General features: G+C 71.2%; 13 protein-coding genes. 4 read left to right on the top strand and 9 right to left on the bottom strand.

Translation table 11 applies throughout. The features are described 5' to 3' along the window. Positions 1–189 (top strand): YncE family protein (locus tag VFZ20_RS04340; protein ID WP_329682606.1); only part of this gene is annotated, 189 nt, incomplete at its 5' end. A gap of 181 nt (positions 190–370) precedes the next feature. Here VFZ20_RS04340 and VFZ20_RS04335 read toward each other — a convergent pair. The 4 genes from VFZ20_RS04335 to VFZ20_RS04320 form a co-directional block, all read right to left on the bottom strand. Further along, complete coding sequence (locus VFZ20_RS04335) at positions 371–1,219, bottom strand: Abi family protein (RefSeq protein ID WP_329682605.1); 849 nt, start codon at positions 1,217–1,219, stop codon at positions 371–373. Positions 1,220–1,405: 186 nt separating this feature from the next. Continuing rightward, entirely contained in the window at positions 1,406–1,657 is a 252-nt protein-coding gene (locus tag VFZ20_RS04330) for a hypothetical protein (RefSeq protein WP_329682604.1), read from the bottom strand. 17 nt (positions 1,658–1,674) lie between these two features. Then, the gene (locus tag VFZ20_RS04325; protein ID WP_329682603.1) at positions 1,675–2,079 is read right to left on the bottom strand and encodes a response regulator; all 405 of its coding nucleotides are present in this window, start codon (positions 2,077–2,079) and stop codon (positions 1,675–1,677) included. Between the two features lie 128 nt (positions 2,080–2,207). Continuing rightward, entirely contained in the window at positions 2,208–2,396 is a 189-nt protein-coding gene (locus VFZ20_RS04320; protein WP_329682602.1) for a hypothetical protein, read from the bottom strand. Between the two features lie 145 nt (positions 2,397–2,541). On the opposite strand from VFZ20_RS04320, the gene VFZ20_RS04315 reads away from it, so the two are divergent. From VFZ20_RS04315 to VFZ20_RS04305, 3 genes are all read left to right on the top strand, one after another. Further along, the gene (locus VFZ20_RS04315) at positions 2,542–3,072 is read left to right on the top strand and encodes a GNAT family N-acetyltransferase (RefSeq protein WP_329682601.1); all 531 of its coding nucleotides are present in this window, start codon (positions 2,542–2,544) and stop codon (positions 3,070–3,072) included. An 88-nt stretch (positions 3,073–3,160) separates the two neighbouring features. Beyond that, on the top strand, positions 3,161–4,522 hold the full coding sequence (locus VFZ20_RS04310; RefSeq protein ID WP_329682600.1) for a glycerate kinase type-2 family protein: 1,362 nt from the start codon (positions 3,161–3,163) through the stop codon (positions 4,520–4,522). A 223-nt stretch (positions 4,523–4,745) separates the two neighbouring features. After that, complete coding sequence (locus VFZ20_RS04305; protein ID WP_329682599.1) at positions 4,746–6,083, top strand: divalent metal cation transporter; 1,338 nt, start codon at positions 4,746–4,748, stop codon at positions 6,081–6,083. 83 nt (positions 6,084–6,166) lie between these two features. Here the strand turns inward: VFZ20_RS04305 and VFZ20_RS04300 are convergent, their stop codons facing one another. From VFZ20_RS04300 to VFZ20_RS04280, 5 genes are all read right to left on the bottom strand, one after another. Beyond that, positions 6,167–6,655 (bottom strand): hypothetical protein, encoded by a 489-nt coding sequence (locus VFZ20_RS04300; RefSeq protein ID WP_329682598.1) that lies wholly within the window; start codon positions 6,653–6,655, stop codon positions 6,167–6,169. A gap of 35 nt (positions 6,656–6,690) precedes the next feature. Then, complete coding sequence (gene mscL, locus VFZ20_RS04295; RefSeq protein WP_329682597.1) at positions 6,691–7,146, bottom strand: large conductance mechanosensitive channel protein MscL; 456 nt, start codon at positions 7,144–7,146, stop codon at positions 6,691–6,693. Between the two features lie 381 nt (positions 7,147–7,527). After that, positions 7,528–8,190 (bottom strand): hypothetical protein, encoded by a 663-nt coding sequence (locus VFZ20_RS04290; protein WP_329682596.1) that lies wholly within the window; start codon positions 8,188–8,190, stop codon positions 7,528–7,530. Between the two features lie 533 nt (positions 8,191–8,723). Beyond that, positions 8,724–9,788 carry a hypothetical protein gene (locus tag VFZ20_RS04285; RefSeq protein WP_329682595.1) on the bottom strand — a complete coding sequence of 355 codons (1,065 nt, stop codon included), beginning with the start codon at positions 9,786–9,788 and terminating at the stop codon, positions 8,724–8,726. A 6-nt stretch (positions 9,789–9,794) separates the two neighbouring features. Further along, a partial coding sequence (locus VFZ20_RS04280) for a TonB-dependent receptor plug domain-containing protein (protein ID WP_329682594.1) occupies positions 9,795–11,540 on the bottom strand: 1,746 nt, incomplete at its 5' end.

Below are 11,540 nucleotides of genomic sequence, written 5' to 3'. Positions count from 1 at the left end.
GTCCCCGACACCCCCGGCAGCATGCCCGTGGGCGGCGTGGTCTCGCCCGACGGGCGCACGGCGTACATCGCGCTGCAGGGCCAGAACGGCGTGGCCGTCATCGATCTGGAGACGCGCACGGTCACGAAGTACCTGGAGACGGGCGTGGGTCCGGACGGAATCGCGCTCTCCACCCGCTACCGGCGGTAGGAAAGCGGTACGAGGGTAGAACGAGCATCAAATGAGAAAGGGCCATCCGCGACTCGGATGGCCCTTGTCCAAAAACCTCGTCATGATCGAGCCGCTGACCCGGAGGCCTACCGCGCGACGGATCACGTACCGAGGAATGCACCTCGCATGGAGTTTGGCGCTTCGAGGATCGTTGCGCTGGCTACGGATTCCAGAACGGACGTGATCTCCATCCGGGAAGACATCCCATCCGCTCCTCGTCAACGAATGGGTGCGCGTCCATCAGGGCCCGGAATTTCGACCTCCACAAGCCTCCCTGCCCAAGCGCATCCAGCAGGGCAGCCGCGACGACGGCTCGCGGGAAGAACTTGCTGCTGGCCTGCCCGAACTCGTCCTTGATCCGCTTGGCCTTCAGTGGCTTGTCCGCGGTCAAGGGAGCATCCCAAAGGCGACCGTGATGCGCGGCAATGTTTCTGAGGATGGTGAGGCTTCGGAACCAGGACGTCAGCACCACCTCATCGTACCCGAATCGCCGGGAAATCGCGCGGCGCAATCCAAGCTGCAGGTTCGAGAACATGTGAGACAGGGTTCCGAACGTACTCGCCTCCATTGCCACCCAGATCGGCGGAGCAGGAGGCGTATCATAGTTTTGGAGATAATGCTTCCCGGCTGCGTGACGCGGGGCCTCTTCCTGAACGGCGGCGTTGAACCGTGCCCAAGCGTCCGGAGTGGTGAAGTGCTTGCTCTGGAGGTAGAAATGCGCCCCGTGCTGGACGGCGACCTCGCTCACGACTGCCGCGCGCAATGCGACTTCCACGCGCTCTACCGCATCCAGGCTCAGCAGCCGCAGTTCCCGATCGAACTCGTACAGGGCGAGGATGTCACCGATGCTCGTTCCAGGCACGAACGTTCGAGCGCCTGTCTCCGCGCCGCGTTGTTGAAACGGACGCATGTAGACCAGAAGCCGGTAATAATCGATGCGCCCCAGTACAGACAGTGCCTGCGCCTCATCCGGAACCCCAAGCCCACGAGAGATGAGATGGGCCAGCAAGCCTGCAGGGGGGAGCGGCGGCTTGGAATAGGTGCGATTGCTCAGAACGCCTCCGAGCCGATTCGGAGACAAAAAAAGAGTCCCCTGGTGCGCTTCATCAAGCCGAAACCTGATCGAGAGGCGTGGGGACTATTGTTACCACGACAATAGCGAGTTGCTCGCGTATTGTCAACCCGCAATCCCCCCTCACGGGTCGCTGCAGTCGCGCTTGTAGCCGCAGTTGGGGCAGACGATCTTGCAGTTGTGGTCGTACATCACCGTGCCGCACAGCTCGCACTCGTGCACCGTGGGGATCTCCCGACGCTCGAAGAAGCGCGTGCGGACGGGCTCCGCCGCGGGCCGGGCGGCCGGCTCGGTCGGTGACTGCGGCTCGGGCTCGGATGCGGGGCGCGCGTGGAGCCGCGCGCACCAGCTGGGGTCCTGGGGACGATGGCCCATGCGGGTGGGACGAAGGGTCAGGCGGCGTTGCCCACGCGGCGCTGCACTTCCTGCAGCAGGCGGCGCGGATCGCACGGCTTGTTGAGCCAGCCGTCGCACCCGGCGTCCATGGCGCGCTTGCCCACGGATCCGTACGGGTGCGCCGTGAGGATCACGACGGGAATGCCGCGGGTGGCCGGGTCGCGCTTGAGCTCGGCCGTGGCGCGAATGCCGTCCATCCCGGGGATGGATACGTCCATGAAGATCAGGTCCGGGTGCTCGGCGCGGGCACGGAGCACGGCGTCGGCGCCGTTGTCCGTGGCCAGCACGCGGTAGCCCTGGCGCTCCAGGTACGCGCTGGCGATGGCGCGCAGCTCCAGCTGGTCCTCGACAATCATGACCGTGCGGGCACCCTGCCCGTTCGGCTCGTAGTGCTGAATCATGCGTGTGTCCTTCCGGGGGAATCTCCTTCCATCATAAACATACAAGTCATTGCGCGCCAGCGTTTAAGCATATTTTCTGCTCTGATACAGTAGCACGAAACAGATCCGCGTCCAATCTGCCGCATCCGCTAGTCGCGGGAGGCGCGCTCGACCACCGTGATCATGGGGTCCAGCTGGTCTACCTCTTCCTCGCGCCCGTCGTCGTCCCAGCGCACGCGGGCGTAGAGGGCCATCGCCTCCAGCACGCTGCCGGTGTGGCCGCCGTCGTGCCGCACCAGGTCGCCCGTCCGCATGTAGTGGGCGGACTCAAGCTGCATCGTTCACCGTCTCCGTCGTCTGCTGTGCGGATGATGCGCGGCGTCCCCCGCGCCGCGGCGCATGCAACTTGACCCGGCCGTGCGCCCGGGGCAACTTCCCCCGCCGAAGCCCGCGAAACGACTGGAAATTGGATCCGAGAGACGGATGACGCAGGACGCCGCACCCCTGGAGCTGGAAACCGACCGCCTGCTGCTGCACTCGCTCCAGGCCGGAGACGAGGCGCGGCTGCAGCGCGTGTTCGAGGCCTGCGCCGACCACTTTGCCGTGCTGATGAGCCAGCGCGTGGCGCCCGACGCGGCCGCGGGCGAGCTGGCCGCCTGCGCGTCCACCCCGGGACGCGGCGTGGCCGTGCTCACCCTGGCCGAGACGGGCGAGGACGTGGGGGCCATCGGCTGGTGGCTGGGCAACCCGGAGCCGGACCGCGCCCTGCTGGGCATGCTGATGGTCGACCCCGCGCACCGCCGGCAGGGGCTGGCGCGCGAGGCCCTGGACGCGCTGGAGGTGTGGCTGCGCGGCCGCGGCATCCGCGCCATGCGCACGGCGTTCCAGCGGCGGCGCCTGACCGTGCACCCCCTCGTCAAGGGGCTGGGGTTCCGGGAGATGAGCATTGCCGAGCACGCGCTGCTGGGGCTGGGCGGCGTGGGCGTGAGCCTGTGGGAAAAGCCCGTCGGCTGATGACGCGCATGGTCACCCCGTTCCGGCTGCCGGACGCCTCGCCATACGCGCAGCGTGCTTTCCGACCAGCCTTCCCTTGCCCCATCCCATGACGACGCACCTGCGCGAGCACGCCCGATTGATCCTGGACGCCGCCGTGGCCGCGGCCGACGCGCGCTCCGCCGTATCCCGCGCGCTGCGGCTGGAGGGTGAGTCCCTGCGGATCGTGGGGGCAGGGGACGTCCTGGAGAGGGTGCACCTTCCCTCGACCGAGAACGTCTGGCTCATCGGCGCGGGCAAGGCGGCGTGCGCCATGGCGGCGGGCGCGCTGGACGTGCTGGGTGACCGCGTCACGGGCGGCACGGTGACGACAAAGGACGGGCACGGACGCGACCTGCCGGGCATCTACGTGTGGGAGGCCGCGCATCCCGTTCCCGACACCCGGGGGATGGCCGGCGCGGCGGACGCCCTGCGGATGGCCCGCGCGGCCGGGCGGCGCGACCTGGTGCTCGTCCTGCTCTCCGGCGGCGCGTCGGCGCTGTGGGCGGCGCCCGCGGCGGGCCTGGCGCTGGGCGACCTGCGGACGGTGACGGACCAGCTGCTGCGCGCCGGCGCCACCATCCACGAGATGAACGCCGTCCGCAAGCACCTGTCGCGCATCGGCGGGGGCAAGCTGGCACGCGCGGCGGCGCCGGCCCACGTGGTCACGCTGGCCGTGAGCGACGTGGTGGGCAGCGAGCTGGCCGTGATCGGCAGCGGGCCCGCCGTGCCGGACTACACGACCTTTGCCGACGCGCTGGACGTGCTGGAGCGGTACGGCATCCAGGCGCCCCCTGCCGTCCGCGCGCACCTGCGGGCCGGCGACGCGGGCGAGGTGGAAGAGACGGTGAGCCTGGGCGACCCGGCGTTCGCCCGCGCGTCCGCGCACGTCGTGGCGTCCAACGCCGACGCGCTGGCGGGCGCCTCGCGCGCGGCGCAGCGGCTGGGATATCTCACCCGCATCGTCGCGGACGACGTGGAGGGTGAGGCGCGCGGCGTGGGCGAGCAGGTGGCGACGCTCGTGCGCGACACGCTGGCGGAGCGGCCAGGCATGCCCGTGGCGCTGCTGCTGGGCGGCGAGACGACGGTCACGGTGACGGGCACCGGGCGCGGCGGCCGCAACCAGGAGCTGGCGCTGTCCGTGGCGATGGAGATCGAGGGAATGGACGGCGTCGTGGTCGCGTCCCTGGGGACGGACGGCACGGACGGGCCCACGGACGCGGCCGGCGGATTCGCGGACGGCGGCACGGTGGCGCGCGGCCACGACGCCGGCCTGGACGCCCGCGAGGCGCTGCGCCGCAACGATGCTTATCCGTTCCTGCGCGCCGCCGGCGACCTGATCGTCACCGGCCCCACGGGGACCAACGTCAACGACGTCGTGCTCGTGCTGATCGACCCGTCCGTCGCATTGGGGGAGGAGCGGACTGGCTGAATCCCGCGTGGGATGGATGGCTCTCGCCGGCAGCAGCCCGCCCCTCCCCCCGGCCCCCGTCCCCGCTCGTTCCTCGCGGAGAGGGGGAGAACCACGCTGACGCGCGTCCGTTCCTCGCGCGATGGCGCGGTTGTCATCCCGGGAAACGGCGGTGCGCGTGGGGCGCCGGACGTTTACATTGCGTCATCCCCCGCATCCATCCGCCTCCTGCCCCTCCCTCCGCATGAAGCGATTTCTCCAGGTCCTGTTCTGGTCGCTCATCCCCGCCGCGTTCATCGGGCCGGGAACGGTCACGACGTGCGCGTCGGCGGGGGCCACGTTCGGGTACGCGCTGCTGTGGTCGCTCACCTTCTCCACCATCGCCACGGTGGTGCTGCAGGAAGCCAGCGCCCGCGTGACGGTGGTCTCGGGCCGCAACCTGGCCGAGGCCATCCGCGACCGGTTTCGCGGGGGCGCCCTCGGCGTGCTGGTGACGCTGCTGGTGCTGGGCGCCATCGTGCTGGGCAACGCGGCGTACGAGGCCGGAAACGTGCTGGGCGCCAGCGCCGGCGCCGCGCTGGGCTCGCCCATCAGCGCGCGGTCGGCCACGCTGCTCATCGCCTTGGCGTCCGCGGCCGTACTGTGGATCGGCACGCCGAAGACGGTCACGACGGTGCTGGCGGCGACGGTGGGCTTCATGGGGATCGCGTTTCTCGCCACGGCGTTCCTGCTCAAACCGCCGGCGGGCGAGGTGCTGGCCGGGAGCATCGTCCCGTCCGTCCCCGCCGGCTCGGGGCTCCTGCTGCTGGGCCTCGTGGGGACCACGGTGGTGCCGTACAACCTGTTCCTGGGATCGGCGGCGGCGCGCGGGCAGGACCTGGGCGAGATCCGGTTCGGGCTCACGGTAGCCGTGATCCTGGGCGGGCTCATCTCCATGGGCATCCTGATCGCCGGGGCGGACGTGGAGGGCACGTTCAGCTACGAGGCCGTGTCGGGCACGCTCTCGGCGCGGCTGGGCGGATGGGCGGGGCCGCTGTTCGCGTGGGGGCTGTTCGCGGCGGGCTTCTCGTCCGCCATCACGGCCCCGCTGGCGGCCGCCGTCACGGCGCAGAGCCTGTTCGGCGCGGAGGGCTCGCACCGGTGGAACGCGCGCGGATGGCGCTACCGGGCCGTGTGGATGGGCGTCCTTGCCGTGGGCGTGGGCTTTGGGCTGGCGGGGGTGCGGCCCATCCCCGCCATCATCCTGGCGCAGGCGCTCAACGGTGTGGTGCTGCCCTTCGCGGCCGTCTTCCTGCTGCTGGTGGTCAACGACCGCGGGCTGATGGGCGACGCGGGCATCAACCGCCCCGCCACCAACGTCGTCACGGCCGCCGTCGTCGCGGTCACGCTGGTGCTGGGCGTGTCCGGCGTGCTGCGTGCGGGCGCGTCCGTGATCGGCGGGACGCCCACGGAGGGGCAGATCCTGGGCACGGCGGGCGTGATCGCGGCCGTGCTGCTCGTCCCCCTGCTGATGGCCGTCCGCCGCGCGCGCCGCGCCCCGGCGTCCATCTCCCTGGCCGCCGCGCCCGCCCTCCCGCGCTGACGCGCATCGGCATCCGGCGGATAAAAGACCGGCCCCGCGGACGTGCTCCGCGGGGCCGGTTCTGCTCGATCAATCAGCTTGGCTCAGCGGCCCACGGGCCGTCGCCGCGACCACGGTTCTCCATCCCCCCCGTTCACCGCCACGCCGTCGCGGCCCGGGCCGATGACGATGCAGCGATACAGGGGCTGCGTGCAGCCGTCCGGGTCCCAATCGGAGCGGCGCCAGCAGAACGAGTCTTCCGAGAGCTGCACGAAATCCCAGAGCACCGCCCTGCCCTCGGCGTCCTTGCGCGTCTCGCCCGTGATCCGGGCGCGGATCACGCCGGGCACGACCGTCAGCACGCGGTACTCCGACGAGTCGCGGCTGCCCTGGTCCGGGTAGCTGGAGATGATGTACTTGCCGCCGTACGCCACACGCATAATCTGCGCGCTGTCGCAGCCCGTCTCGTTGTTCCCCCAGCGCCACTCGCCTTCGATCCACTCCATCGACGACTGCGCGCGGGCCGGCACGGCGCCCAGCGCCAGCACGGCGAGGGCGGCCAGGAACGTCCATCGGATGCGGATCGGACTCATCTGCTTCGTGCTTCGGGTGGCTCGTTCGGCGCGGATCAGGCCAGCGCGGGGGCGCCGGACAGCTCCGAGGTGCAGGCGGGGCAGCGCACGGCCGCCACGTGGATGCGCGACCGGCAGAACGGGCAGTCCTTTTCCGTGGGCTCCGGCGGCGCGACGGCCTCCTTTGCCCGCAGGCGCCCGTACGCGCGCACCAGCACGAACACGGCAAACGCGGTGATGAGGAACGCGATCACGTTGTTGATGAACACGCCGTAGCTCACGATGGGCGCGCCCGCCTCCACGGCCGCCGCACGCGACGCGAAGTGCTGGCCGGACAGGCTCACGTACAGCTCGGAGAAGTCCGCGCCGCCCGTCGCCAAGCCGATGGGCGGCATGAGGATGTCGTCCACGAACGACTTGACCACCGTCGTGAACGCCGCGCCGATGATGATGCCCACGGCCAGGTCCAGCACGTTGCCGCGCGCGATGAAGTTGCGAAAATCGTTCACCATGAGACTGCTCCCGGGTGAGGGATGAAGGGGAGTTTTGCGGCAAGGAATGCATCGCCCGCCCCGCGCGCGCAAGGCTCCCGGATGCGATGGACGACGGCGATCCGGCGATGATCCGGAAAAGGCGGCCGTCGAGCCGGGAGCGGCTGAAGCCGCCGCAACGACCGCGGAAAGCCTCACAAATTACGTGAGGCTTCAACTGCTCAAGGGCGTCGCCGGTGCACACGAGCCGACCTCCTCTGGGGCAGTCCGCGAAGGCGGACTTCGCGAACTTCCAGCGGCGAATTCATTCGCTCGGCTGGGGGACGGCCCCTACCGGAATCACATCCGCATCGGCAAACGCTCCGGCGGGAGGCCGGGCCAAGCCGCGGGAACCCTGCGTGACTACGACGCGTCCGCGGGCTGGGCCGAACGGGAGCCGACCACCGTCTGCCCCGCGCCGCTCATGCGCCGCGCCCACGAGACGATTACGTCCTGGATCTGGTCCCGGTTGATGACCGCGCGCATCGGCACCGGCGTCTCGGTGCCGTCGACGGTGCGGAACCGCAGGCCGTCAGGCGTGGTCTCCACGCCGGCCAGCTCGGCCCAGGCAAAGCTGTAGCGCCGAAAGCGGCCCAGGGTGAGCGTGAGGTGCGTGTCGTCCATGCGCAGGCTGCGGCGCGCGCGGCGGCGGTACTGGATGAGCGGGTGCAGGAACGCCAGCCCGACCGCCACGATGGCGCTCAGCAGCTCCGGCGAGAACAGCTTTCCGCCCGCGCTGCGCTCTACGTACCACTCCGTCAGCAGCACGGCCGCGGCGACCAGGTTCAGCCAACTGACGCGGGCGGATTCTTCATCGTCCGAGTCCGTGTGGCGCACCTCACGGGCGACGGCGAACGCGAGCGCCAGCGCCAGGACGATCTCCAGGACGCTCAGGAGGGGGCGCGTGGAGAACGAATCGCTCGCCGCCGCCCCCAGCCCCACGGCGGCCGCGACGTGGCCCAGCAGGTCCATGCGCTCGGCCAGCCGCACCCGGCGGTCCTGCAGGGGGATGACGATGGTTTCCATCGGATGCGAAACGGTCGAAGAAGAACGCCGGGCGTGGACCTCCAATCTGCACTGCGCGCAGGAAAAACGGGAGCCCGGACGGAAATCGGATTCCGTCCGGGCTCGACGTTCCGGATGGCGCCGGCAGGTGATGACCTGACGCTGCGCGCCTCGAAGCGTCATCCTGAGGAGCCGCCGCGCGATGCCTGCCTGGGCTTGATCCATGGCGGCGACGAAGGATCTTGTATGCGAGACTCGGGCCGGCTTCCAGGCATGAAGCCGGCACCGTGGTTTGGATACAAGATCCTTCGGTCGCGCCAAAGTTCCTGCGCGTGTTCACGTTACGCGCGGCGCTCCCTGAATAAAAAGACGACCGGCGTGACCCCGCACGTGTGGCGCCTCCCCGCGAGCGCCCCCTCCGGGCTCGCGGAGCTCGCCCACCTCCCTCAAAAAACCCTGGGGGAGGTTGAACTACTGCTTGCATCCCGCAGGGTGCGCGTAGCGCTGAATGACTCAGGATGACGCTCGCTGGGCTCCGCCGAAGCCGCCGCCGATCAGTCGTCCGACTCGGGCACGTCCGCGAACGCCAGGCCGAACGCGCAGACGCCCACCTGCACCGAGCGGTCCGTCGCTCCGCTGGACGTAAGGCGATACACAAAGCCCGGATCCGCCGCCACGCAGCTGCGCGCGTTGGTCACATGCAGCCGGCCGGAGCTGTCGAAGCCCAGCCCCGAGATGACGGTCTGGTTGCCCGGCTCGATGGGATCGTTCAGGCCGATGCGGAACGACGTGGTGGACGGGTTCCACACCACGATGCCCGTGCCGTAGATGCCCACGTACAGCTCGCCGTTGGGCGCCGCCGCCAGCGACGACGGGAAGTCGCCGAAGCCCGTGTAGCGCGCCTCTTCGGCGAGCGTCTGCAGGTTAACGACGGAGAGCGAGCCGTCGTTGCCGCCAAAGGTGCCCGAGTTGAGCACGTACAGGCGGTTGCCCACGATCTCGGCCGCGCCGGGATTCACGCCCGTGAGCTGCACCGTCTGCACAAAGCGCAGGCGGTCGTCCAGCACCGTCACGCTGCCGGGCCCGGCCGGCGTGAAGTTCACCAGGTTGGCGTTGATGACGTACACGCGCGCGCCGTCGCTCACCACGGCCTGCGGATAGGTGCCCACGGCCACCTCGGCACCCGCCGTGCCGCGCAGCACGTTCACGGGCGACACGGAGTTGCGGCCCGGGTTGGCCACCACGGCGATGGAGTCGTTCACGAAGTCCACGCCCGTGGCGCCGGAGTTGGCCGGCAGGGCCACCGTGCTGGTGACGGAGCTCGTCCGCAGGTTCACCACGGCGGCGAACGGATAGGTGCCCAGGGGCACCACGGCCCACTGGCCCAGCGCGGCCACGCCCACGGGACTGCCCTGCGCGCCCAGCTGCACCTTGCGCGTCTGCACCACGTCGCCGCCCTCCTGGGGCACCAGCGACAGCGAGTTCTCCGTGCTGTTCACCACCACCACCAGCCGCTCGGCGATCTCCGGCTCGTTGGGATCGCTTTCGCAGGCGGCCGCCAGCGGCAGGGCCAGGAGCGCGGCGAACGCCGCCAGCCGGCGCGCGTATCGAGTGTACATCGTCCTCTATCGTTGCGTTTGATGTGAATCCGTGCGCGCGATGCGCACGTCGAGCCGAACCCGGCGGCCGGGCTCGGGAAAACCGGCGATCAGCGAATCCTTCTCGTCCAGCGCGCGGTCCACGTCCACGGCCGTCGACATCGTCCACGCGCCCATCCGCCAGTCGCGGCCGGCGCGCAGCTCCGTGCTCCAGAAGCCGGGGAGCGCGTTGACCCGCGCGGCCACGGGGTAGCGCTCGCCCGTGTAGCGCGCGGCCCCGTCCACCCGCCACGGCCCGCGCCGCCACTCCGCGCCCACGGAGCCCGTGTGCCGCGGGCGATACGCCAGCTGCACGCCCCGCGCGTCCGCGTCGTCGTAGGTGATGGCGGCCAGGGCGTACGCCCCGCGCATCCGCAGCCCGGCCGCCGGCAGCCCCACCTCCACCCGCGTGTCCACGCCGCGGCGCACGGCGTCCAGGTTCCGCGGGCTCCACCGGAAGCGGAAGTCCGGCAGCCACACGATCATCCCCTTCACGTCGCCCGTGTAGGCGGATGCGTACGCGCTCACCTCCGCCGCGCCGATGGACGTCGACGCCGACGCGCCCAGCTCCCACTCGTTGGGCACGCGCTCCGGGCGCAGGTCGGGATTGGGCAGCACGCCCACACCGGCCTGGAAGAACTGGTCACCCAGGGACGGCGGCGCGTAGCTGCTGCGGTTGGCCAGCTGCACGCGGACGATACCGACCTGCGTCCCCGCCGTGAGCGCGCGGCTCACGTACACGCCGTCCGTGATGCCGTCGCGGTCCGCGCGCCCCTCCGCCGAGAGCGTCAGGCGGCCGATCCCGCCCGATGCGTGGGCGAACGCGCCCACGTCCGTCCGCGTGCGCGGGGCAGACTCCGCCAGGGCGCCCGCGTCCACGCGCTGGGTAGATGCCTCCAATCCGCCGCCCCACCCGCGCAGCCAGCGGCCGTCCGCCAGCCGGTCGGCCTCCACGCGCAGCGACGCCATCCGCACGCGCGTCGTGTCGTCGTACGCGATGCCGAACGGCGGCCGCGGATCCGCGTAGCGCACCCGCTGCGACGCGCCCGAAAGGAGCGCCGACGCCGATCCGCCCTCCGTCGCCCGGCGCCACGAGAGCGACGCGCGGCCGCGCTGCATCTCCTGCCGCGCGGCCGGCGACGGCGTGTGGCCCGTGCCCGGCAGCCCGCGGTCCGTGGCGTCCCACCCGCCCCGCATCCGCAGCTCGCCGCCCGCCAGCCCGCTCGACACGGCGGCGAAGGCGCTCCGCTCGTCCAGGTCCGCGTTGGATCGCCGGACGATGACGGGGTCGTTGGGATCGCGCTCGTAGTCGAACACGCCCTCCATCCGCCGCACGGTCCCGCCCGCCTGGAGCACGGCGCCCCGCGCCCGCGTGCCCCACTCCGCCGACGCCGATCGCTCCTCCAGCGTCCCGGCGGAAACCTCGACGGCGCGGCGTACACTGCCCGCGCGCGTCTCGATGAGCACCACGCCGGCGGCCGCCCGTGGCCCGTAGCGGGCGGAGCGCGCGCCCGGGAGGACGACGACGCGGTCGATGGACTGCGCGGGGACGGAGCTCAAGTCCGCCTCGCCGCTCACGGGGTCGTTCAGCGGGGCGCCGTCCACCAGCACCAGCACCTCGTCGGGCGCGCTGCCGCGGATGCTCACCGTCCGCGCGCCGCCCGCGCTCGTGGACCGGACAACGACGCCGGGGACGCGCTCCACGACGTCCGCCGCCGTACGCGCGCCGCTGGC

The sequence above is a fragment of the Longimicrobium sp. genome (assembly GCF_036280135.1).
In the GTDB taxonomy this organism is placed as follows: domain Bacteria; phylum Gemmatimonadota; class Gemmatimonadetes; order Longimicrobiales; family Longimicrobiaceae; genus Longimicrobium.
This window is presented reverse-complemented; position numbering and strand designations above follow the sequence as displayed.